Raw genomic sequence first — 23,415 nt, forward strand, 5'->3', positions numbered from 1 at the left:
GTTGGACCGCGAAGTTCCCCGAACATCACCCTGCGGGGACTGTGTCCCCTAACATGGCGGTCCCATGCGCATACTCGTCACCGGCGGAGCCGGCTTCATCGGATCGCAGTTCGTGCGGGCCACACTCCACGGCGACCTGCCGTCGGGGCCCGGCACCCGGGTCACCGTCCTGGACAACCTCACCTACTCCGGCAACGAGGCGAACCTCGCCGACGTCGCCGGACATCCGGACCTGGTGTTCGTGCACGGCGACATCCGCGACCGGTCGGTGGTGGACGAGGTGATGGCGGGACAGGACGCGGTTGTCCACTTCGCCGCCGAGTCCCACGTGGACCGCTCGATCCTGGACGCCACACCGTTCGTGACCACCAACGTGCTCGGCACCCAGGTGCTGCTCGACGCCGCGCTGCGGCACCGCGTCGGCCGGTTCGCGCACGTCTCGACGGACGAGGTGTACGGCTCGGTCGACGAGGGGAGCTGGACGGAGTCCTCGCCGCCGGCGCCCAACTCGCCCTACGCGGCGTCGAAGGCGTCGTCGGACCTGATGGTGCTGGCCTGCCACCGCACCCACGGCATGGACGTGACGGTCACCCGCTGCTCCAACAACTACGGGCCGTACCACTTCCCGGAGAAGATGATCCCGCTGTTCGTCACCAACCTGCTCGACGGGCGGAAGGTGCCGCTGTACGGCGACGGCCGGAACGTGCGGGACTGGCTGCACGTCGCGGACCACTGCCGGGGCATCGACCTGGTGCTGCACCGCGGCCGGGCCGGCGAGGTCTACCACATCGGCGGCGGCACCGAGCTGAGCAACCGCGAGCTGACCGGACGGCTGCTGGCGGCCTGCGGCGCGGACTGGGACCGGGTGGAGCACGTCGAGGACCGCAAGGGCCACGACCTGCGCTACTCCCTCGGCATCGACAAGATCCGCGAGGAGCTGGGCTACCAGCCGCTGGTCGGCTTCGACGAGGGCCTGGCCGCGACGGTCGCCTGGTACCGGGACAACCGCGGCTGGTGGGAGCCGCTCAAGGCCAAGGCGGAGCTGCCGCGATGAGCCGCTGGCTGGTGACGGGCGCGGGCGGGATGCTCGGCCGGGACCTGGTGGACGTACTGGGGGCCGTGCCCGGCGTCTCGGTGACCGGACTGCCCAGGAGCGGCCTGGACATCACCGACGCGGCGGCGGCCGGGGAAGCCGTCGCGGGTCACGACGTGGTGGTCAACGCGGCCTCCTGGACGGACGTCGACGGCGCCGAGAGCGCCGAGGCCGAGGCCTCCCGGGTCAACGGCGAGGGCCCGCGGCTGCTGGCCGCCGCCTGCGCGCGGCACGGCGCGGTGCTGCTCCAGGTCTCCACCGACTACGTCTTCCCCGGTGATGCCGACCGCCCCTACGCCGAGGACGCGCCGACCGGTCCGGTCAACGCCTACGGCCGCGGCAAGCTCGCCGGCGAGCTGGCGGTCCGCCGACTCCTGCCGGAGCGCGGCTTCGTGGTCCGCACGGCCTGGCTGTACGGCGCGCACGGCCGCAACTTCGTGAGCACGATGCTGACCCTCGCCGGGCGGCGGGAGACGCTCGACGTGGTGGACGACCAGGTCGGGCAGCCCACGTGGACCCGGGCGCTGGCGGTGCGCCTGGCCGCCCTCGGCGAGGCAGCGCTGACCGGGGACGCGCCCGCCGGCGTCTACCACGGGACCGCCTCGGGCCAGGTGACCTGGTACGGGCTGGCCCAGGCCGTCTTCGCGCTGTCCGGCCTGGATCCGCTGCGGGTGCGGCCGACCACGTCGGACCGGTACGTGCGGCCGGCCCCGCGGCCGTCGTACAGCGTGCTCGGCCATGACGGCTGGGAGCGGGCGGGGATGAAGCCGATGGACGGCTGGCATGCCGAACTCGCCGCCGCGCTCCCGGTGATGGCCGCCGCCGCGGCCTCTCCTCCCCCGGCCTGACCGGGCCGGACCCAACGCGGGTGCCCGCGGCGGGACATGACGTCCCGCCGTTCCCCGTTGCGGCGTCCCGCCCTTGCCGCCGTGGGACTTGACGCGACCTTTGCCGATCATTTGTCAGCCGCTGGTGACACCACTCGGAGTGTTGTCTGCACACTGACAAGCACGCACCGGGCGTCACGTACACCCCACCGATCTGCGCCCGTTGCACCTGCACCGCGAGATCCGCGAGAAGGAGCAGCATGTCGGCAACCATCCGCATCACCGCCGTGTCCGCCGTGGCCGCAGCAGTCCTGTCCGCCCTCGCGACCGCGCCCTCAGCGGTCGCCTCGGCCGACTCCGCGATCCGGCAGACCCCGCTCGCCGGCCACCACCTGGTGGGCCCGACCGGACGCGTCACGCACAGCACCAGCGGCAACTGGGCCGGATACGCCGCCACCGGCGGCCCGTTCACCAGCGTCTCGGCGAGCTGGGTGCAGCCGGCCGTGAGCTGCGGCAGCGCCACCACGTACTCGTCGTTCTGGGTCGGCATCGACGGCGACGGCAGCAACTCCGTGGAGCAGACCGGCACCGAGGCCGACTGCTCGGGCGGCCGCGCGTACTACTCGTCGTGGTACGAGATGTACCCGGCCTACCCGGTGAACTACAGCAACACCGTCAGCCCCGGCGACCACTTCACGGCCACCGTGTCGGTCAGCGGCACCAGCTTCACGATGACGCTCTCGGACACCACCAAGGGCTGGACCAAGACCACGAAGAAGAGCTCCAGCTCGGCGCAGAAGTACTCGGCCGAGATCATCGCCGAGGCGCCGTCGAGCTCCAGCGGCGTGCTGCCGCTGTCGAACTTCGGCACGGCGTCGTTCACCGGCTCCACGGCCAACGGCCAGCCGATCGGCAACTTCTCGCCCGACAAGATCAACATGGCCTCGGGCAGCACCACCAAGGCGACCACGTCGTCCCTGTCCGGCGGCACCAACTTCAGCGTGGCCTGGAACCACAGCTGACGTCGCAGCCGGTGGCTCCCGTGTGACCCACCGCAGCCGGCCGGGCCTCGGGCCCGGCCGGTTCGTCGTGCGCACGGCGGTCCCGAGCGCCCCGAGGCGTCGTCCCGGAGGGGGGTTTCGGGACGAAACGGGCGGGTATTCGTCGGACACCCAGGCCGGACCCGGTGACAGCGGCATCCAGGGCAAGGAGGGTGCCGTCGGCCGGGCGCACGACAAGGGAGGCCATGGCCTTATGGCGGACCAGGGAACCAACAAGACGGGATTCGTCCGCGACGACGAGCTGAAGAGGGAGATGCACGACGCGCTGCGGGCCACGCGCGCGGTGCGCTCCGCGGAACCACTCGAACCGCAGTCGGTCGACGACGAACTGGTCTCGGGGCGAGTGGCGGTACCCAGCCCGGGTGCCCCGTCCGGTATGACGCCGGACGACGTGGTCGTCCGCAGTGACCTGGCCAGGCATCTGGAACCCAGCATCTTCCCCGCGCGCCGCTCGGCGCTCCTGGGCTCGCTCCACCGCCACCAGGCGCCGGACGCGCTGCTGGACCGCGTCTCGGACCTGCCCAGCGGGACCGAGTACCGCAACGTGCAGGCCGTGGCCCAGGCCATGGGTCTCGGGGTGGAGGAGAACGGCCACCACTGACCGGGTGGGGATGACGCATCGGTGGGCCCGTCCACGAGGGGCGGGCCCACCGGCGTGACGAACCGGGGCAGGGCGCGACGGTCCGGGGTGCGGGCGCACGGGCGCGCGCTGCCGGACCCGGCCGGCTCAGACGAAGGTGTCGGGGTCCGGCCCGGTCCGCATGCCGCGGTCCAGCGCGGCGATCGCCGCCATCTCGGCGTCGTCCAGGGCGAAGCCGAACACGTCGAGGTTCTCCCGGATCCGGGCCGGCGTGACGGACTTGGGGATCACCACCGTGCCCAGTTGGAGGTGCCAGCGCAGGACGACCTGGGCCGGGCTCCTGCCGTGCCGCCGGGCGATCGCGGCCAGCGCCGGCTCGGCCAGCAGCGCGCCCTGGGCCAGCGGGCTCCACGCCTCGGTGGCGATCCCGTACTCGGCGTGCACGGCGCGCAGTTCACGCTGCTGCAGGCCCGGGTGCAGCTCGACCTGGTTGACGGCGGGCACCACGCCGCTGTCCTCGATCAGCCGCCGCAGGTGCGCGGGCTGGAAGTTGGAGACCCCGACGGCCCGGGTGCGGCCGTCGGCGAGCAGGGTCCGCAGCGCCCGCCAGGTGTCGAGGTAGCGGTCCTGGGCCGGGGCCGGCCAGTGGATCAGGTAGAGGTCGACGTGGTCGAGGCCGAGCCGGCCGAGCGAGGCGTCGAACGCCCGGAGCGTGGCGTCGTGGCCCTGGTCGGCGTTCCACACCTTGGTGGTGACGAACAGTTCCTCGCGGGGCAGGCCGGCGCCCGCGAGCGCCCGGCCGACGCCGGCCTCGTTGCCGTACACCGCGGCGGTGTCGATGCTGCGGTATCCGGCCTCCAGCGCGGCGGTGACGGCGGCGGCGGTCTCGTCGTCCGGGACCTGGAAGACGCCGAAGCCGAGCTGCGGCATGGCCACGGGGGCTCCACCGGTGCCGTGCGCGAGGGTGACGGTCGGCACCGCCGCGGGGGCGCCCGGGGCGGCGGGGGCGATCGCCGGGGGCCCGGGGGTTCCGGCCGTGCCGGAGGTCTCGGGGGTGCCGGAGGTCTCGGGGGTGCCGGAGGTCTCGGGGGTGGCGGTCATGGTGACAGGGTCGCTTTCGTGAGGGGGCGGAGGTGCGGTTGTACGGCCGGGCGTGCGGGCGTACCCGGAGCCCGGGTGGGGTCAGTGCTGGTCGGCCGGCACCGGGACCTGCTCGCTCGCGGACGTCCTGGCCACGATCCGGCCCGGGCGGCGCGACCCGCGCTCCAGGGCGCTGGACACCACGGCCAGCACCAGCGCGCCCGCGGCCAGCGCGGCCCCGACCCAGTTGACGGAGGTGTAGCCGTACCCGGCGGAGATGGCGAGGCCGCCGAGCCACGCGGAGATGGCGTTGCCCAGGTTGAAGGCGCCGATGTTGACCGCGGAGGCCAGCGTCGGGGCGCCGTGCGCCTGGTCCAGGACCCGCTTCTGCAGCGGCGGCACGGTGGCGAACCCGAGGGCGCCGATGAGGAAGACGGTGACCGCGGCGGCGACCTTGCCGTGCGCGGTCACGGTGAACAGGGCCAGGACGGCGGCCAGTGCGGTCAGCACGGTGTACAGCATCGGCATCAGGCGCCGGTCGGCGAACCGGCCGCCGGCCAGGTTCCCGGCGACCATGCCGAGACCGAAGAGGACCAGCAGCCAGGTGACGGACCCCTCCGCGTACCCGGTGACGTGGGTCATCATCGGGGCGATGTAGGTGATCGCCGCGAAGACGCCGCCGAAGCCGAGCACGGTCATGGCCATCGCCAGCAGGACCTGGACGTTGCGGAACACCGCGAGTTCGTGGCGCAGCCGCACGCCCCGCTGCCGCGGCACCTCGGGGACGAGCCGGGCGACGCCGAGCAGGCCGAGGACGCCCAGCGCCGCGACCAGCAGGAACGTGACCCGCCAGCCTGCGGTCTGGCCGACCAGCGTGCCGAGCGGGACGCCGACGACGTTGGCGACGGTCAGGCCGGTGAACATCATGGCGATGGCGCCGGCCTTCTTGCGCGGCGGCACGAGGTCGGCCGCGACGACCGAGCCGATACCGAAGAACGCGCCGTGCGCCAGCGAGGCGATCACCCGGCCGATCAGGAGGACGGCGAAGACGGGTGCGGCGGCGGAGACGAGGTTGCCGAGGATGAACAGCCCCATGAGCAGCATCAGCATCCGCTTGCGGGAGATCCTGGTGCCGAGGACGGTCATCAGCGGCGCGCCGGCCACGACGCCGAGCGCGTACCCGGTGACCAGCAGTCCGGCGGTCGGCACGGAGACCCCGAAGCCCCCGGCGACCTGGGGCAGCAGGCCCATGATGACGAATTCGGTGGTGCCGATCCCGAAGGCCCCGATGGCGAGGGCCAGGAGCGCGAGAGGCATGGGGACGACCTTCCGGTTGGTGGTGCGGTGGTTCTCGGGCGGCGCCCGGACCGAGCCCGGACCGAGCCCGGACCGGGCGCCCGGGTGGAGCCGGGGCGGGCGATGCGGGGAGTGAGCGCGTAACTCGGCACTTCACCCGGCGCATTACTGGCGGCAGCCCCTTACGAGCGTCGACAATAGTTGCAGGCGCTGGTTATTTGCAAACGCGCTACAATGGAGGACGCGCCCACCGGCAGAGAGCCGGGACGCCGACCGCCCTGGAGGGACGATGACCGCTACGGATCCGGCGCTGACGGCCCTGGCCGACAGCTGGTGTGCCCTCTCGGTGCTGCACGGGCGGATCGAGGCGCACATCGAGCGCGCCCTGCAGACCGGACACGACCTGAGCGTGCGCGAGTACTCGCTGCTCGACGTGCTCAGCCGGCAGCACGACGGCGAGGGCGGTCACCTGCAGATGAAGCAGGTCGCCGACGCGGTGGTGCTCAGCCAGTCCGCGACGACCCGGCTGGTGACCCGGCTCGAGGAGCGCGGCCTGCTCGCCCGTTACCTGTGCCCGACGGACCGGCGCGGCATCTACACCGACGTGAGCGAGGAGGGTCTGGCCCTCCTCGCCGCCGCCCGGCCGACGAACGCCGCAGCGCTGCGCGAGGCCCTGGACCAGGCCGCGACCGACCCGCAGCTCGCCCCTCTGGTGAAGGCGGTCGAGGAGACCCGCGGCGGCGCCCGGCACCCGCTGCCGCTCTGATCAGCCACGACGCGGCGGCCCCCGTCCGGGGCCGGCCGCGCGGATAGATGTAACCGCCCGGTACCGGGCAGCGCCCGAACCGGGCATTCCCAGCGCCCCACTGGGGGCGGTCCCTCCTGTCACAGCCGGCATCACCCCGCCGGCCTGCGGTGACGTGTTCGGGCCGCGGGCGAAACCGGGCGCAAGGCTGTCCGTTACGGGTCCTGGCCGGGCACAGGCCCGGCGGTATAACTCTTCTACGGGCAGCACCGGGCACGCCGTGCCCGGACCGGTGACGAGGCGAGGTGGGCCGTGCGAGCCGAGGAGCGCCAGCACCGCATCCTCGCGCTGGCCCGCCACCAGGGCCAGGTCGAGGTCACCGCGATGGCCGCCGACCTGGCGGTCGCACCGGAGACCATCCGGCGCGACCTGGGCGTCCTGGAACGGCGGGGGCTGGTCCGCCGCACCTACGGCGGCGCCTATCCCGTCGAGGGCGCAGGCTTCGAGACCGATCTGGCACAGCGGGTCACCCTGCACGTGGCCGACAAGCGGCGGATCGCCGCGGAGGCCGTCAAGCTCCTCGGCGAGTCCGAGACGGTGTTCGTGGACGAGGGCTACACCCCGCAGATCCTCGCCGCACTGCTGCCCGGCGACCGGCCGCTGACCGTGGTCACCGCCTCGCTGTCGACGGCCGCCGCCATCGCCGACTCGCCGAACACCACCGTGCTGCTCCTCGGCGGCCGCGTCCGGGCCCGGACACTGGCCACCGTCGGCTCCTGGGCCTGCGCCATGCTGGCCGGCTTCGTCATCGATCTGGCCTTCATGGGCTCCAACGGCATCTCGCGTGAACTGGGCCTGACGACACCGGATCCGGTGGTGGCCGACGTCAAGGCCAAGGCCATGGAGGTGTCGCGGCGCCGGGTGTTCATGGGCCACCACAGCAAGTTCGGCGCGAGCAGCTTCTGCCGCTTCGCCGAGATCGCCGACTTCGAGGCGATCGTCACCGACACCGGTCTGTCCAGCGCCGAGGCACACCGCTACGCCCTGCTCGGCCCCCGCGTCTTCAGAGTCTGACCCGCGGGACGCCGTCCCTTCCCGCCCTCACGGGCCGCCTCCCTACCCCGCCCTGCCCCCGCACGCCCTCGCACGTCCTCGCACGCACTCCCCCACCCTCATCTCTGTCATGAAAGGGACGCATCATGACAACGACCACCGCAAGAAGCACCCGCCGGATCCTGCCGCCGCTGGCCCTGGCCGTGTGCGGCAGCCTCCTCGCCGCCGCCTGCTCGGGCGCCGGCGGCGCCGGCGGCGGGTCCGGCTCGCACTCCATCAACGTCCTGATGGTCAACAACCCCCAGATGGTGGACCTGCAGAAGCTGACCGCCGCCAACTTCACCAAGTCCACCGGGATCAAGGTGAACTTCACGGTGCTGCCCGAGGACGACGTCCGCGACAAGATCACCCAGGACTTCTCGAGCCAGGCCGGGCAGTACGACGTGGCCACGATCAGCAACTACGAGGCGCCCATCTACGCCAAGAACGGCTGGCTGGCCTCCCTCAGCTCGCACGCGACGGCGGACAAGGCCTTCGCGCAGAGCGACATCCTGCCGGCGATCCAGCAGTCGCTGACGTACCAGGGGCAGATCTACGCCGAGCCGTTCTACGGCGAGTCCTCGTTCCTGATGTACCGCAAGGACGTGCTCGCCGCGAAAGGCCTGACGATGCCCGCCGCGCCGACCTGGGCGCAGGTCGCCGGCCTCGCGGCGAAGGCGGACGGCGCGCAGTCCGGCATGAAGGGCATCTGCCTGCGCGGGCAGCCCGGTTGGGGCGAGGTGATCGCCCCGCTGACCACGGTCGTGAACACCATGGGCGGCACCTGGTTCGACAAGGACTGGAAGGCCGGGGTGGACAGCCCCGAGTTCACCAAGGCCGTCTCGTTCTACGTGGACCTCGTGCGCAAGCACGGTGAAGCCGGGGCCCCGCAGGCCGGGTTCACCGAGTGCCTGAACGACATGGAGCAGGGCAAGGTCGCCATGTGGTACGACGCCACGTCGGCCGCCGGGTCGCTGGAGGCGTCCGACTCCCCCGTGGCCGGGAAGATCGGCTACGCCCCGGCGCCGGTCGACCGGACGAAGAGCTCCGGCTGGCTCTACACCTGGGCATGGGGGCTGCAGAAGGCGTCCAAGCACCAGGACGACGCGTGGAAGTTCATCTCCTGGGCCTCCGGCCAGGGATACGAGAACCTCGTCGGCAAGCAGCTCGGCTGGTCCCGCGTCCCGGCCGGCAAGCGGACCTCGACGTACTCCGACGCGAGCTACGTGGCGGCCTCGTCGGCGTTCGCCAAGCCGACGCTGACCGCACTGGAGGCCGCCGATCCGGCGAACCCGGGTGTGCAGCCGCGCCCCGCGCCGGGCATCCAGTTCGTCGGCATACCCGAGTTCACCGATCTGGGCACCAAGGTGTCGCAGGAGATCAGTTCGGCGATCGCCGGCCGGACCAGCGTGGACAGCGCCCTGCACACCAGCCAGTCGCTGGCGGAGAAGGTCGCCGGGAAGTACGCGGGCAAGTGACATGAGCACCCCGTCGAGTACCCCCTCGCTCTCCTCGCGGGTACGCGCGCCGCGGGCCGCACGCGGCGGCCCCGCGGCGGTCCCCGTGCCGCCGCCCAGGACCGGGCCGCGCGTGGCCTGGGCCCGCCGGGCGCCCCTGCTGCCCGCCCTGGTGTTCATGATCGCCGTCACCCAGCTGCCGTTCGTCGGGACCCTGGTGATCTCGTTCATGCGGTGGAACGCCCTCGATCCGGGTGACCGCGGATTCGCCGGGCTGTCCAACTACAAGGCGGAGTTCACCGATCCGACGCTGCGCTCGTCGCTGACCACCACGGTGGTGCTGACCGCCGCCGTGGTCCTGGTCAGCCTGGCGCTGGGGCTCGGGCTCGCGCTCCTGCTGGACCGCAGGTTCCCCGGCCGCGGTGTCGTGCGCACCCTGCTGATCACCCCGTTCCTGGTGGTCCCGGTGGCGTCCGCGCTGCTGTGGAAGCACGCCCTCTACAACGCCTCCTACGGGCTGCTCAACGGCGTGCTGACGTGGGTGTGGAAGCTGTTCGGAAGCTCGGACGCGCCGCAGCCCGACTGGCTGTCGCAGTCGCCCAAGCTGGCGGTCGAGGCGTCGCTGATCTGGCAGTGGACGCCGTTCATGATGCTGATCCTGCTCGCCGGACTGCAGAGCCGCCCGCACGACGTCGTCGAGGCCGCGCGGGTGGACGGCGCGAACAGCTGGCAGGTCTTCCGTCACCTCACGTTCCCGCACCTGCGCCGCTACCTCGAACTGGCCGCGCTGCTCGGCACGGTGTACGTGGTGCAGAACTTCGACGCCGTGTTCACCCTGACCTCCGGCGGCCTGGGCACCGCCAACCTCCCCTACGCCGTCTACTCGACCTTCTACCAGGCGCACGACTACGGGCAGGCGTCCGCGGAGGGCGTGATCGTGGTGGTGCTGTCGATCATCGTGGCGACCTTCGCGCTGCGGACCGTGTCGTCGCTGCTGAGAGAGGAGATCCGCTGATGGCCGCCGCCACCGCGAACCCGCCCGCGAGGGGAGCACGCGACCCCCGCGCCCGGGACCGCCGCAACCGCGGTCTGCTCGGCCTGCTGGCCTGGGCGTGCGGGATCGTGTTCTTCCTGCCGTTCGCCTGGATGGTGCTCACCTCGCTGCACGGTGAGCAGGACGCGGCGGCGAACCCGCCGCACCTGGGCGCGTCGCTGACCCTGCACGGCTACCGCGAGTTCTTCGGTTCCGGCACCGGGGTCAGCCCCTGGCCGCCGCTCGTCAACTCGGCCACGGCGAGCGTCGCCTCGACCCTGCTGGTGCTGCTGCTGGCCGTCCCCGCCGCCTACGCCCTGTCGATCAAGCCGGTGCGCAAGTGGACCGACGTGATGTTCTTCTTCCTGTCGACCAAGATGCTGCCGGCGGTGGCCGGTCTGCTGCCGGTGTACCTGATCGCGAAGAACGCCGGGCTGCTGGACGACATCTGGCTGCTGGTCGTGCTCTACACCTCGATGAACCTGCCGATCGCCGTGTGGATGATGCGCTCGTTCCTGGCGGACGTGCCGGCCGAGATCATGGAGGCCGCGTCGATCGACGGCGCCGGGCTGCCGACGATCTTGGCCCGGATCGTCGCCCCCGTGGTGATGCCGGGCATCGCCGCGACCGCGCTGATCTCGTTCATCTTCAGCTGGAACGAGCTGCTGTTCGCCCGGGTGCTCACCGGTGTCGTGGCGGGTACCGCGCCGGTGTTCCTCACCGGATTCGTCACCAGCCAGGGCCTGTTCCTGGCGAAGGTGTGCGCCGCGGCCGTCTGCATATCCCTCCCGGTGCTGGCCGCCGGGTTCGCCGCCCAGGACAAGCTGGTCCAGGGCCTCTCCCTTGGAGCCGTCAAGTGAAGGCAGCCGTCATCAGCTCCCCCGGTGTCGTCGGCATCGAGACCGTCGACGATCCGGCGCCGGCCGCGGGCGAAGTGGTGGTGCAGGTCGCCGCGTGCGGGTTGTGCGGCACCGATCTGCACATCCTGCAGGGGGAGTTCGCGCCGACCCTGCCGATCGTGCCCGGGCACGAGTTCGCCGGCGAGATCGTGGCCGTGGGCGCCGGGGTGCGGGACCTGGCGGTCGGCGACCAGGTCGCCGTCGACCCCTCGCTGTACTGCCACGAGTGCCACTACTGCCGCATCGGCCGCAACAACCTGTGCGAGCGGTGGAACGCCATCGGCGTCACCGTGCCGGGCGGCGCCGCGGAGTTCGCCTCCGCGCCCGCGGCCAACTGCGTGCGGCTGCCCGAGCACATCCGCACCCGGGACGCGGCGCTGATCGAGCCGCTGTCCTGCGCGGTCCGCGGATACGACGTGCTGCGCGGGCAGTTGGGCGCGCACGTGCTGATCTACGGCTCGGGCACCATGGGCCTGATGATGCTGGAGCTCGCCAAGCGGACGGGCGCCGCCAGTGTCGACATGGTCGACGTCAACGAGGAACGCCTCGCCACCGCCCGGGCGCTGGGCTGCACCGCCGCGGCGACCGGCGCCGACCACCTCACCCGGCCGCGCGGCTGGGACGTGGTCATCGACGCGACCGGCAACGCGGCGGCCATCCAGGACGGCCTCGAACGGGTCGGGAAAGGCGGCACATTCCTCCAGTTCGGCGTCGCCGACTACGCGACCCGCGCGACGATCGACCCCTACCGCATCTACAACCAGGAGATCACCATCACCGGCTCGATGGCGGTGCTGCACAGCTACGAGCGGGCCGCGGAGCTGTTCGCCGGCGGGGTGCTGGACCCGGAGGTGTTCATCAGCGACCGGCTGCCGCTGGTGGACTACGCCTCGGCGCTCCAGCGCTTCCGGGCCGGCCTCGGCCGCAAGATCCAGGTGGTGCCGTGACGTCGTCCCCGGCGCCCGCGCTGGTCGTCGGGGAGGCGCTGACCGACCTCCTGGTGGACCCGGCGACCGGGGTCCGGCGCGCACTGCCCGGCGGCTCGCCGGCCAACGTCGCGCTGGGCCTGGGCCGGCTGGGCCACCCGGTGCGGCTCGCCACCCGGGTCGGCCGGGACGTCTTCGGCGGGCAGGTGCGGTCCCATCTGCGCGACAGCGGGGTGCTGCTCACCCCGGGATCCGTCACCGGGACGCCGACCTCGACGGCGACGGCGACGCTCGACGCCTCGGGCGCGGCCACCTACACCTTCGACATCGCCTGGTCGCTGACCCGGGAGGCCGTGTCCTCCCTGCGCACGGGCTCGCCGGCCCATCTGCACACCGGGTCCGTCGCGGCCGTGCTGCCGCCCGGGGCGGAGACGGTGCTGGCGGCGGTGCGCTGGACGGCGCCGCGCGCCACCGTGTCCTACGACCCGAACCTGCGGCCGGACCTGCTGGGCCCGCCGGAGGAGCACCGCGAGCGGGTCGAGACCCTCGTCGCCGCGAGCGACGTGGTCAAGGCCAGCGACGAGGATCTGGCCTGGCTCCATCCGGGGGTCGACCCCGAGAAGACGGCGCGGCGCTGGGCGGAGGGACGCGGCCCGTCGCTGGTCGTGCTGACCCGGGGCGCGCACGGCGCGCGCGCCTGGTGGCGGGCGGGCAGCCATCCGGTTCCGGCGCCGCGGGTGCCGGTCGCCGACACCGTGGGCGCGGGTGACGCCTTCACCGCCGCCCTGCTCAGCGCCCTGCTGGGGGCGGGGCTGCTCGGCGGGACGCCCGGGTGCCGTACGCGGCTGCGGGCGGCCACCGCGCACGACCGCCTGCCGCCGGTGGTCGTGGGGGCGCTGGACCTCGCCGCGCGGGCGGCGGCCCTCACCTGTACCCGTCCCGGCGCGGACCCGCCGACCGGCGAGGAGCTGGGTCTGTGAGTCCGCCGGCTGCGGCGCGTCGCGGCGGGGCCGGACCCGGGAGCGACACGCCCGGGTCCGGGCGTCCCTGACCTGGCCCCGGCGTCCGCGCGGTTCCCGCGGCCGGGACGGCGCCGCGCCGCTCCCGGCCTCCGGCCGGACCGTGCGACACGCCCGGCCCGCGCCGCCTCCCGCGGGTCGTCAGGCGAAGGGCCGCAGATCGGGGAAGCGCGGCGCCGGCCACTCCAGCGGGCCGGGCGGCCGGCTCCCCGAGCGCAGGTAGTGGGTGAAGAAGGCGGCCAGGCAGACGCGCTCGGTGGTGATCGCCCGCCGCGGCGGAACGGTGCCGACGAGTGCGGTGACGGTGTCGCGCGGCAGCCCGAGGGCCCGGGCGATCTGCGGCACGAGCGGTTCGGCGTCGGTGTAGGTCGCGTGCTCGGCGCCGCGCAGCGTCAGACCGTGCCGCGGGCCGCTGCTGTGCCGCCAGAGCGCGTCCCAGGAGGGCACCGTGCGGCGGGTGTTGCCGTCCTTGCCGACGAGCAGGAACGGGCGGTCCAGGCCGTGCGCGGCGACCGGCGACGGATAGCCGTGGTCGCCGTCGTCCTGGACGTACGCGGTGACGCCGTCGAAGTTGGCGGCGGCGGCGATCCGGTGGTCCTCGAACATCGCCTCCAGCGCGGTGAAGCCGCCCGCGGACTGGCCGAACATGCCCACCCGGCCGAAGTCCAGGGCGGCGGCGAGTCCCGGGGCAGCGCCGCCGGGAGGAGGTCCAGCACGGAGCGGACGTCGGCGACCCGCACGTCCACGGTCTTGCGCAGCAGCGGCGCCACCTTCGCCGGGTCGACGTGCTCGGGATCGGGCGCGACCTTGGCGAACTCCGCAGGGCGGACCGTCAGTTCGACCCGCCCGCGCGGGAACTCCACCGCGCCGGCGTCGTAGGTGTGGTCGACGGCCACCACGGCGTGGCCGCGCGAGGCCAGGTCGTCGCACAGGGTGGTGCCGAAGCCGCGCGGGTCGCCGGCGCCGGGTGAGTAGAGCACGACCGGGAAGCGGCCGGGCGCGGCCGGCGCCCCCTGGTGGGCGTGGGTGCGGGTCGCGCCCCAGTCGACGCGGTCGCCGGGAATCCCCTGCAGGCTGTTGAACGCCGCGAAGGCCGCGGCCTCGCCCGGCCGCATCTGCGGCGCGCGGGGACGCCCGGACACCCGGTGCGCCGGGTAACGCACCGACACCATCAGTTCGCGGTACGGGCGCGCGACCCACGGATCGGGCCGCGACGGGTCGACGAGCCGCAGCGCGACGGTGCCGACCGCGTAGGGCCCGCTCGGCGCGGGCAGCGTCACCCGGACCGGTTCCGGCCCCGCGGCGCCGGGCGAGGCTCCCGGGGAGGGGGCCGGCGCGGCGCCTCGGGCGGCGGCAGGGGCCGCGGCCACGCGGCCCGGCACGGCGGACAGGGCGACGGCGGCGGCCGACAGGACGACGGCTCGGCGGGTCTGCACGATGGTTCCCCCTGGTGGTGCGGCGAGGTGCGGTGTCCACCATCGTGGGCGCCGGAGCGGCCGCCGCCCATCCGGCTGGCCGGTGGGTCACCCGGGGGACAACCCGACCGTTCGGCGAGTCGGGCGGACTTCGGCCGATTCAGGTATCCCGGGCGCGGGAAAGGGGCAGGAGGTGCGGCATGACGGAGATCGGTCTGCCCGACGGCGTACGTGCCTGCCTGTTCGACCTCGACGGCGTCCTGACGCCCACCGCCGCCGTGCACGCCGCGGCGTGGAAGGAGATGTTCGACGCCTTCCTCCAGGACCGTGACGGCGCGGGGTTCCGCCCGTTCGACCCGGTCGCCGACTACGACACCTACGTCGACGGCCGGCCGCGGGCCGACGGGGTGCGGACCTTCCTGGCCTCCCGGGACATCGAGCTGCCCGAGGGCGAGGAGGACGACCCGCCGGAGGCGGTGACGGTGCACGGCCTGGGCAACCGCAAGAACGCACTGGTGCTGGAGAAGATCCGCACCGAGGGCGTCCAGGCGTACCCGGGGTCCGTCCGGTACGTCGAGGCGGTACGGGCGGCGGGCCTGCGCACCGCCGTGGTCTCCTCCAGCGCGAACTGCCGGGACGTGCTGGTCTCGGCGGGCATCGAGCACCTGATGGACGTGCGGGTCGACGGCCTGACGATCCTGGACCGCGGTCTGCGCGGCAAGCCGAAGCCCGACACGTTCCTGGAGGCCGCGAAGGACCTCGGGGTGACGGCCGAGCAGTCCGTGGTGTTCGAGGACGCGCTGGTGGGCATGGACGCGGGCCGCGAGGGCCAGTTCGGGTACGTGGTCGGCGTGGACCGCGTCGGTCAGGCCGAGGAACTGCGCCGCCACGGCGCGGACACCGTCGTCACCGATCTGGCCGAACTGCTGGGGAGGACCGCGTGATCACCGATCCGGCGTACGAGGTCGCGCCCTGGAGCCTGCGCGAGAGCGAGCTCAGCCTGGAACTGCTGCCGCAGAGCGAGTCGGTGTTCGCGCTCTCCAACGGCCACATCGGCTGGCGCGGCAACCTCGACGAGGGCGAGCCGAACGGCCTGCCCGGCACGTACCTCAACGGCCTGCACGAGCTGCACCCGCTGCCGTACGCCGAGGCGGGCTACGGCTACCCGGAGTCCGGGCAGACGGTCATCAACGTCACCAACGGCAAGCTGATCCGGCTGCTGGTCGACGACGAGCCGTTCGACCTGCGGTACGGCACCATCCGGTCGCACGTCCGCGAACTCGACCTGCGGGCCGGGGTGCTGCGGCGGGTGTGCGAGTGGGTGTCGCCGGCCGGGAAGGCGGTGCGGGTCTCCTCCACTCGCATGGTGTCGTTCCATCAGCGCGCGGTGGCAGCCATCGCCTACGAGGTGGAGCCGCTGGACGAGAAGGTGCGCGTGGTGGTGCAGTCGGAGCTGGCGGCAAACGAGGAACTGCCGCCCTCCCCCGGCGACCCGCGCAGGGCCGCCGCCCTGGAGTCGCCGCTGGTACCCGAGGAGCACTTCGCGCACGGCACCCGCCTGCGGCTGATCCACTCGACCAAGCGCAGCCGGCTGCGCGTCGCCGCCGCCGCGGACCATCTGGTGAGCGGCCCGCCGACCACCCAGCTCTCGGTGGAGTCCGGTGACGACGTCAGCCGGCTGACGGTCACGTCGGTGCTCTCGGGCGGCGAGCGGCTGCGGCTGGAGAAGTTCGTCGGCTACGGCTGGTCCGGGGCGCGCTCGCTGCCGGCGCTGCGCGACCAGGCCGACGCGGCCCTGGTCGGTGCCCGCGACACCGGCTGGCAGGGGCTGCTGGACCAGCAGCGCGCGTACCTGGACGACTTCTGGGACCGCGCGGACGTCGAGGTCGACGGCGACATCGAGATCCAGCAGGCCGTGCGGTTCGCCCTGTTCCATGTGCTGCAGACCGGCGCCCGCGCCGAGGAGCGGGCGATCCCCGCGAAGGGCCTGACCGGGTCGGGTTACGACGGCCACACCTTCTGGGACGCCGAGACGTTCGTGCTGCCGCTGCTGACGCTCGCGGCGCCGCGTGCGGCCGCCGAGGTGCTGCGCTGGCGCGGCAACACGCTGCCGATCGCCCGCGAGCGGGCCCGCCAACTGGGCCTGGAGGGAGCGGCGTTCCCCTGGCGGACGATCAACGGCGACGAGGCGTCCGGCTACTGGCCCGCCGGCACCGCCGCCTTCCACATCAACGCCGACATCGCCCACGCGGTGGTGCGGTACGTGGCCGCCACGGGCGACACGGAGTTCGAGATCGACCCGGGCCTGCCGCTGCTGGTGGAGACCGCCCGGCTGTGGCGCTCACTCGGCCACCACGACCACGCGGGCGCCTTCCACATCGACGGGGTGACCGGACCGGACGAGTACAGCGCGGTCGCGGACGACAACGTCTACACCAACCTGATGGCGCAGGCGAACCTGGTGGCGGCGGCGGAGGCCGCTGAGCGCCATCCGCGGCACGCCTCCGAACTCGGCGTCACCGACGAGGAGACCGCCGCGTGGCGCGACGCGGCAGCGGCGATGACGGTGCCCTTCGACGACGACCTCGGCGTGCACCAGCAGTCACAGGGCTTCACCCGCCACCAGCGCTGGGACTTCGAGCACACCGGGCCCGACCGCTACCCGCTGATGCTCAACTACCCGTACTTCGACCTGTACCGCAAGCAGGTCGTCAAGCAGGCGGACCTGGTCCTGGCGATGTTCCTGCGCGGCGACGCGTTCACGCTGGAGCAGAAGGCGCGCAACTTCGCCTACTACGAGCCGATCACCGTGCGCGACTCGTCGCTGAGCGCCTACACCCAGGCGGTGGTCGCCGCCGAGGTGGGCCATCTCGCCCTCGCCTACGACTACTTGTGCGAGTCCGCGCTGATGGATCTGGAGGACCTGGAGAACAACGCCCGTGACGGGCTGCACATCGCGGCCCTCGCGGGGACCTGGATGGCCCTGGTGGCCGGGTTCGGCGGGATGCGGCTGTTCTCCCACGAGTTGCTGCAATTCGCGCCGCGGCTCCCGGACGCCCTCACCCGGATCGCGTTCCGCATGATGTTCCGCGGGCGGCGGCTGCACGTCGAGGTGCGGCGCGACCGGGTCACCTACACCCTCGTCGACGGGTCGCCGGTGGACATCCTGCACTACGAGGAGACGGTTCGGCTCTCCCAGAAGCAGCCCGTGGTGCGCGATCTGCCGGCCGTGCAGCACCGTCCGCAGCCGGAGCAGCCCCCGGGCCGCGCCCCGCTGCACCGGCCCCACCACCAGACCGAGCACCACCCGACGTCCGCCGGGTCGCAGTAGCCGGCCGCTGCGGGGGTCTCGCCGTCGGGCGGGCCATCACGATCCGGGTGATCTCCACCCGCGACCGGGCGCCGAACGTGGTGCGGGGCACGGGCCTGCGCATGGACGGGTTCCTTTCACCTCATGTGTGGGGACACCGCCGCGCGGCGGTGCGGGAGGCAGCGGACACGTGGTGCGTACGCCGGCGCCGCCGGTGGGCCGGACGGCGCCGACGCATGAGTGTGCGCGCCGCGCGGAAGCGGCGGGCAGGCACCGCGAGCAGGGTTGAGGGGTATCCCTGGGCGGGCGACCCTCCGGGCCGAAGCGCCTCCGGACAACTCGGCTCTTTCGCACGGCAATCGGGGTGCGGCGCCGCTGGCGGGTGCATAGGGTGCGCGGCATGGACTGGCATGCCTGGCACGGCGCATACGACTCTCCCGACTCGCCTCTGGCCGTGCGGCTGCACACCGTCCAGCGGCAGATATCGCTCACGCTGGACGAGGCGCGGCCCGGCCCGATCCGGGTGATCAGCGCCTGCGCGGGTCAGGGCCGCGACCTGATCGGCGCGCTCGACGGCCATCCGCGGCGCGCGGACGTGACCGCCCGGCTGGTCGAACTCGACGCCCGCAACACTGCGGAGGCGCACCGGGCGGCCGGCGCGCTGGGTCTGTCCGGGGTGACCTCGGTGACCGGCGACGCGGCGCTCACCGACGCGTACACCGGTATGGCGCCGGCCGATCTGGTGCTGCTGTGCGGGATCTTCGGCAACATCACGCTCGCCGACATCGAGCGCGTCACCGGCTACTGCACCCGGCTGTGCGCGGAGAACGGCATCGTGATCTGGACCCGCAACCGGCACCGGCCGGACGTGTTCCCGCGGGTCTGCGACTGGTTCGAGGAGCGCGGTTTCGTCCGGGTCTGGGCCAACGACCCGGAACTCGACCAGGGGGTGGGCGTTCACCGATTCACCGGCCGGCCGGCCGAACTGCCGCCCGGGGAGCGCATGTTCACCTTCGTCGGCTACGACGTGCTCAGGGGTGCCGACCATGGCGCGTGACGGCCTGGGCTCCGCGGACGGCACCGCCGCGGACGGGCGGGCCTTCCCGGTCCGCGCGCACCTGGGCGACGTCGTCCACGACGCGTTCGGCGGCCGGCGGGCGCTCGTCGAGGCGGTGCGCGTCCGCGGCGGGAGCAAGAAGGGCGTCTACCGGCTCGTCCTCGACGACGGCTCCACGGTGGTCGCCTACGTCTGGGACGCGTCCGAGAACTACTGGCCCGCGGACGGGCCGGGCGGCCCGGACGACCACGCGGACCCGTTCTCCGCCGCCTCCGGGCTGGGCCTGTTCCTGGCCGCCCACCGGCGGCTGTCCGCCCTGGGACTGCGCACGCCCCGGGTGCACTGGTCGGACGGGAGCCGTGCACGCCACCCCGCCGACGTCGCCGTGGTCGAGGACGTGACCGGGCCGACGCTCGAACACCTGCTGCGGCAGGACCCGCGGGCGGCGGCACCGGTGGTACGCCGGTTCGCCGACGACCTGGCCGTGCTGCACGGTTGCCGGCACCGGGCGTTCGGCAAGGTCGCCCTGCTGGACCAGGGCGGGCGGTCGCACGGGACGTCCTGCGAGCAGACGGTTCTGCGGCGGGCGCTGACCGATCTCACCGAGGCGGCAGGCCGTGATCCGCGGGTGACCGCCGCCCACGAGCGGCTGCGCGACGCGCTGCACGGGGCCGCCGCGGCGGTCGCCCCGCGGGCCGAGCACAGCCTGATCCACGGCGAACTCGGCCCCGACCACGTCCTGGTCGACGGTGAGGGGCGCCCGGTGCTCATCGACATCGAGGGCCTGATGTTCTTCGACGTCGAGTGGGAGCACGTCTTCCTGCGGCTCCGCTTCGGGCCGCACTACGCGGACCTGCGGCCGCCGAGCCCGCGGGGCCCGGACGCCCACACCGCTCCGGATGCGCCGCACGCCCTGGACGCACACCGCCTCGCCCTCTACGACCTGGCGATGCGCCTGTCCCTGGTCGCAGGCCCCCTGCGGCTGCTCGACGGCGACTTCCCTGACCGCGCGTTCATGTCCGGCATCGCCGAGCACAACCTCCAGGCGGCCCTGGCCCTCGTGGGTCTGGGCGGCCGGGGCGACCGCGGCTGAAGCCGGGCCGTCAACAGGCGGCAGCAGCAGGGGCATTGACAGGCGCGGGCGGCACGGCAAAATATGGGAGCGCTCCCATACGGCCGGAGCTCGGTTCCCCGCACCGCACGCATGTCCCCCCACCCGCCTCCCGAAGGTGAGATCCGTCGTGCGCCTCCCCAGATCCCTGACACCGACGCCATGGCGGCTGCGCGTCGCCGCGGCCGCGACCACCGCGGTCCTCGGCGCCGCGCTGCTGGCCGGCGGCGGTCCGGCCGCCGCGGACGCGTCCGGTCCGGCCCCCGTGGACGTGACCGTCAATGCCGCCGAGGGCCAGGGCACCATCCCGGACACCGCGTACGGGCTCAACAGCGCGGTCTGGGACTCCCAGATGAACGTCCCGCAGGTGCAGGACCTGCTGCAGAGCGCCCAGGTCGGCATGCTCCGGTACCCCGGGGGCTCGTACGGCGACCTCTACCACTGGAAGGACAACACCGCGCCCGGCGGCTACGTCGCCCCCGGCACGGACTTCGACGCGTTCATGGGGACCGTGCGGAAGATCGGCGCCCAGCCGATCCTCATCGCCAACTACGGCTCCGGCACGCCGCAGGAGGCGGCCGACTGGGTGCGGTACGCCAACGTCACCCAGAAATACGGCGCGAAGTACTGGGAGATCGGCAACGAGCTGTACGGCAACGGCCATTACGGCTCGGGCTGGGAACGCGACGACCACGCGGACACCTCGCCGGCCGCCTACGCCAGGAACGTCGCCGACTACGCCACCGCGATGAAGGCGGTCGACCCGACGGTGAGGATCGGCGCTGTGCTGACGCTGCCCGGCAACTGGCCGGACGGCGTGATGGCCGGCGGGGAGAGCGCCGACTGGAACCACACGGTCATCCCGCTCATCGCGGGCAAGGCCGACTTCGTGATCGTGCACTGGTACCCCGGTGGTTCCGACGCCGCCCAGATGCTCGGCGAACCGTCCCAGCTCACCGGCGAATTGGCCCAGTTGCGCGACGAACTGGACGCCGGGGGCGCCGCGGGGACCCCGATCGCGCTCACCGAGGTGAACTCCAACGTCGACGAGGACACCCAGCCGGACGCGCTGTTCGGTGCGGACACCTATGTCACGGCCCTGCAGAGCGGGGTGTTCACCGTGGACTGGTGGGACACCCACAACGGCCCCGGCGCCATCAGCACCGCGCCGGACGGCGCGACGGACTACGACGACTACGGGATCCTCTCCAGCGGCACCTGCGTCGGCAGCGTGTGCGAACCGCCGCTGAACACCCCGTTCCCCACGTACTTCGCGATCTCGATGCTGAGCCGCCTCGGCCGTCCCGGTGACCAGTTGGTGGGCGCGGGCACGACCAGCCCGCTGGTGTCGGCGCACGCCGTGCACCGGGCCGACGGCGACCTGAGCGTCATGCTCATCAACAAGGACCCGGCGCACGCCCAGCAGGTGGCACTGCACTACGCGGGCTTCACCCCCGACGGCTCGCCGGCCGCCGTGGCGACCTTCCGCGACCAGGCGTCCTCGATCGAGACGGGCACCACCGGCGACGTCACCGCGCAAACGCTGCCGCCGTACTCGATCACCACGGTCACCCTGCACCCCGGGGCCGGCACGCAGTCGGCGCTCAGCGCACCGGGCGCGCCGCACGTCACGGCCGTCACCGACACCTCGGCGACGGTGTCGTGGACCCCGTCGGCCGGCGGCACTCCCACCCGGTACGAGGTGTACCGCCAGAACGGCACGACCAGCGAGCTGCTGGCCGACTCCACCGGCGGCTCGGCCACCGTGCACAACCTCACACCCGGAGCGACGTTCACCTGGAACGTGCTGGCCCGCGACTCCGCCGGGCGGCTGTCCCGGCCCTCGGACCCGGTCACCGTGCGCACGGGCACACCCGCGCACTCCACGTGCCAGGTGTCCTTCCAGGTCACCGGGGGCTGGGGCAACGGCTACAACGCGAACGTGAGCATCACCAGCACGGCGCCGACCCCGATCACCGGCTGGACCCTGGCCTTCTCCTTCCCCGCCGCGGGTGAGTCGGTCAGCGGTTTCTGGAACGCGCACGTCACCCAGCAGGGCCGGGACGTGGTGGCCACGCCGGTCGACTGGAACAGCACGCTCGCCGCGAACGGCGGCAACTCGGTGAGCTTCGGCTTCACCGGGGCCAACACCGGGGCGTATCCCCCGCCGACGGTGTTCACCCTGAACGGCACGGTCTGCACCACCACCTGACAGTGCCGGACCGTGCACGACGCGCGGGCCCGGCCGGGACGTCCCGGCCGGGCCCGCCGCGGCTCCGCACACCGGCGGTCAGCGGGAGGGCACCTCCCGTGTGGCGGTCCAGCGCAGCAGCTCGTCGGCGGTCCAGGTGCAGACGATCCGCCCGGCCGGAATACCGGCCTCCTCGGCGCGCGCGCAGCTGAGGATCTGCCAGTCGAGCTGACCGGGCGCGTGCGCGTCGCTGTCGATGCTGAACAGGGTGCCCGCCTCCAGGGCCAGGGCGAGCAGCCGGCGGGGCGGGTCGAGCCGGTGCGGGCTGCTGTTGAGCTCGACCGCGGTCCCGCCCTCGGCGCAGGCCGCGAAGACCTCGGCCGCGTCGAACGCGGACTCGGGCCGCTCCTTGCCGGTCCCGCCGCGCGGCCGGATCAGCCGGCCGGTGCAGTGCCCGAGCACGTCGACCAGCGGGTTGCTCGCCGCGGCGACCAGGCGGCGGGTGAACTCCGGTGCGGGCATGCGCAGTTCCGAGTGTGCGGAGGCGACGACGACGTCCAGCCGGTCGAGCAGGTCGTCGCGCTGGTCGAGCGAGCCGTCGGGGAGGATGTCGCACTCGATGCCGGTGAGCAGCCGGAACGGCGCCAGCCCGGCGTTGATCTCCTCGACCTCGTCGAGCTGCCGCAGCAGCCGCTCGGGCGACAGTCCGCGGGCGATCTTCAGCCGGGGGCTGTGGTCGGTCAGCACCGCCCAGTCGTGTCCGATGCCACGGGCGGCGCGCGCCATGGTCAGGATGGGGCTGCCGCCGTCGGACCAGTCGGAGTGGACGTGGCAGTCGCCGCGCAGCGCGGCCCGCAGGGTCCCGCCGCCCTCGATCAGCGGGGTGCGGGCGCGCTCCTCCAGGTCGGCCAGGTACTCCGGGGTGCCGCCCGCGTACGCCTCCGCGATGACCTTGCCGGTGGTCTCGCCGATGCCCTTGAGGTCGGTGAACCGCCGGGTGCCGGCCCGCCGGGCCAGTTCGGCCTCGGGCAGTGCGGCGAGCACGTCGGCGGCGTTGCGGAACGCCCGGACGCGGTAGGTGGGGGCCTCGGCGCGTTCCAGCAGGAACGCGATCCGCTCCAGTGCCTCGATCGGCTCCATGGTCAGCGCTCTTCCCGCATCCGCGCCCCGCTAACGGCCGGGCCGCCCGGCGTCACCCGTCGGGCGGCCCCGCCGGCGGCGTC

General features: G+C 73.3%; 20 protein-coding genes and 1 pseudogene. 16 read left to right on the plus strand and 5 right to left on the minus strand.

What is annotated here, in order from left to right; genetic code table 11:
• Positions 1–64: 64 nt before the first annotated feature.
• From rfbB to K7862_RS20870, 4 genes are all read left to right on the plus strand, one after another.
• A complete protein-coding gene (rfbB, locus tag K7862_RS20855; protein ID WP_222964712.1) occupies positions 65–1,054 on the plus strand; it encodes a dTDP-glucose 4,6-dehydratase in 990 nt (329 codons plus the stop codon).
• Positions 1,051–1,941, plus strand: coding sequence for a dTDP-4-dehydrorhamnose reductase (gene rfbD / locus K7862_RS20860; RefSeq protein WP_222964714.1), 891 nt, complete (start codon positions 1,051–1,053; stop codon positions 1,939–1,941). The genes rfbB and rfbD overlap by 4 nt, the downstream gene beginning before the upstream one ends.
• A 239-nt stretch (positions 1,942–2,180) precedes the next feature.
• Positions 2,181–2,942, plus strand: coding sequence for a G1 family glutamic endopeptidase (locus K7862_RS20865; RefSeq protein ID WP_222964716.1), 762 nt, complete (start codon positions 2,181–2,183; stop codon positions 2,940–2,942).
• Between the two features lie 232 nt (positions 2,943–3,174).
• A complete protein-coding gene (locus tag K7862_RS20870; RefSeq protein ID WP_222964718.1) occupies positions 3,175–3,582 on the plus strand; it encodes a DUF2795 domain-containing protein in 408 nt (135 codons plus the stop codon).
• A gap of 126 nt (positions 3,583–3,708) precedes the next feature.
• Here K7862_RS20870 and K7862_RS20875 read toward each other — a convergent pair whose 3' ends face one another.
• Both K7862_RS20875 and K7862_RS20880 read right to left on the minus strand, forming a co-directional pair.
• Positions 3,709–4,491, minus strand: a complete 783-nt coding sequence (locus K7862_RS20875; RefSeq protein WP_222964768.1) for an aldo/keto reductase — start codon at positions 4,489–4,491, stop codon at positions 3,709–3,711.
• A 252-nt stretch (positions 4,492–4,743) separates the two neighbouring features.
• Positions 4,744–5,958 (minus strand): MFS transporter, encoded by a 1,215-nt coding sequence (locus K7862_RS20880; protein ID WP_222964720.1) that lies wholly within the window; start codon positions 5,956–5,958, stop codon positions 4,744–4,746.
• 268 nt (positions 5,959–6,226) lie between these two features.
• On the opposite strand from K7862_RS20880, the gene K7862_RS20885 reads away from it, so the two are divergent.
• From K7862_RS20885 to K7862_RS20915, 7 genes are all read left to right on the plus strand, one after another.
• The gene (locus K7862_RS20885; RefSeq protein ID WP_222964722.1) at positions 6,227–6,703 is read left to right on the plus strand and encodes a MarR family winged helix-turn-helix transcriptional regulator; all 477 of its coding nucleotides are present in this window, start codon (positions 6,227–6,229) and stop codon (positions 6,701–6,703) included.
• Between the two features lie 291 nt (positions 6,704–6,994).
• Positions 6,995–7,756, plus strand: a complete 762-nt coding sequence (locus tag K7862_RS20890) for a DeoR/GlpR family DNA-binding transcription regulator (RefSeq protein WP_222964724.1) — start codon at positions 6,995–6,997, stop codon at positions 7,754–7,756.
• 125 nt (positions 7,757–7,881) lie between these two features.
• Entirely contained in the window at positions 7,882–9,252 is a 1,371-nt protein-coding gene (locus K7862_RS20895; RefSeq protein WP_222964726.1) for an ABC transporter substrate-binding protein, read from the plus strand.
• Between the two features lies 1 nt (position 9,253).
• Positions 9,254–10,246, plus strand: coding sequence for a carbohydrate ABC transporter permease (locus K7862_RS20900; RefSeq protein ID WP_222964728.1), 993 nt, complete (start codon positions 9,254–9,256; stop codon positions 10,244–10,246).
• Positions 10,246–11,124 carry a carbohydrate ABC transporter permease gene (locus K7862_RS20905; RefSeq protein WP_222964730.1) on the plus strand — a complete coding sequence of 293 codons (879 nt, stop codon included), beginning with the start codon at positions 10,246–10,248 and terminating at the stop codon, positions 11,122–11,124. Before K7862_RS20900 ends, K7862_RS20905 begins: the two co-directional genes overlap by 1 nt.
• Positions 11,121–12,110 carry a zinc-dependent alcohol dehydrogenase family protein gene (locus tag K7862_RS20910; protein ID WP_222964732.1) on the plus strand — a complete coding sequence of 330 codons (990 nt, stop codon included), beginning with the start codon at positions 11,121–11,123 and terminating at the stop codon, positions 12,108–12,110. The genes K7862_RS20905 and K7862_RS20910 overlap by 4 nt, the downstream gene beginning before the upstream one ends.
• Positions 12,107–13,069, plus strand: a complete 963-nt coding sequence (locus K7862_RS20915) for a carbohydrate kinase family protein (protein WP_308012094.1) — start codon at positions 12,107–12,109, stop codon at positions 13,067–13,069. Before K7862_RS20910 ends, K7862_RS20915 begins: the two co-directional genes overlap by 4 nt.
• A 180-nt stretch (positions 13,070–13,249) precedes the next feature.
• Here K7862_RS20915 and K7862_RS37725 read toward each other — a convergent pair whose 3' ends face one another.
• Together K7862_RS37725 and K7862_RS37730 are read right to left on the minus strand one after the other, a co-directional pair.
• Entirely contained in the window at positions 13,250–13,756 is a 507-nt protein-coding gene (locus K7862_RS37725) for a hypothetical protein (protein WP_262413538.1), read from the minus strand.
• Positions 13,757–14,046: 290 nt separating this feature from the next.
• A pseudogene (locus K7862_RS37730) lies at positions 14,047–14,280 on the minus strand (hydrolase); the annotation flags it as partial.
• A gap of 443 nt (positions 14,281–14,723) precedes the next feature.
• On the opposite strand from K7862_RS37730, the gene K7862_RS20925 reads away from it, so the two are divergent.
• The 5 genes from K7862_RS20925 to K7862_RS20945 all read left to right on the plus strand — a co-directional run bounded on the left by K7862_RS20925 (position 14,724) and on the right by K7862_RS20945 (position 22,213).
• Positions 14,724–15,467, plus strand: a complete 744-nt coding sequence (locus tag K7862_RS20925) for an HAD family hydrolase (protein ID WP_222964734.1) — start codon at positions 14,724–14,726, stop codon at positions 15,465–15,467.
• Positions 15,464–17,854, plus strand: a complete 2,391-nt coding sequence (locus K7862_RS20930; protein ID WP_222964736.1) for a glycoside hydrolase family 65 protein — start codon at positions 15,464–15,466, stop codon at positions 17,852–17,854. The genes K7862_RS20925 and K7862_RS20930 overlap by 4 nt, the downstream gene beginning before the upstream one ends.
• Before the next feature lie 379 nt (positions 17,855–18,233).
• On the plus strand, positions 18,234–18,890 hold the full coding sequence (locus K7862_RS20935) for an SAM-dependent methyltransferase (protein ID WP_222964738.1): 657 nt from the start codon (positions 18,234–18,236) through the stop codon (positions 18,888–18,890).
• A complete protein-coding gene (locus tag K7862_RS20940; protein WP_222964740.1) occupies positions 18,880–19,983 on the plus strand; it encodes a phosphotransferase family protein in 1,104 nt (367 codons plus the stop codon). The genes K7862_RS20935 and K7862_RS20940 overlap by 11 nt, the downstream gene beginning before the upstream one ends.
• A 148-nt stretch (positions 19,984–20,131) precedes the next feature.
• Entirely contained in the window at positions 20,132–22,213 is a 2,082-nt protein-coding gene (locus tag K7862_RS20945) for a cellulose binding domain-containing protein (protein ID WP_308012095.1), read from the plus strand.
• Positions 22,214–22,291: 78 nt separating this feature from the next.
• On the opposite strand, the gene K7862_RS20950 is transcribed toward K7862_RS20945, so the two are convergent.
• On the minus strand, positions 22,292–23,332 hold the full coding sequence (locus K7862_RS20950; protein ID WP_222964744.1) for a PHP domain-containing protein: 1,041 nt from the start codon (positions 23,330–23,332) through the stop codon (positions 22,292–22,294).
• Positions 23,333–23,415: the final 83 nt, after the last annotated feature.

This window comes from Actinacidiphila acidipaludis, assembly GCF_019890725.1.
Taxonomy (GTDB): domain Bacteria; phylum Actinomycetota; class Actinomycetes; order Streptomycetales; family Streptomycetaceae; genus Actinacidiphila; species Actinacidiphila acidipaludis.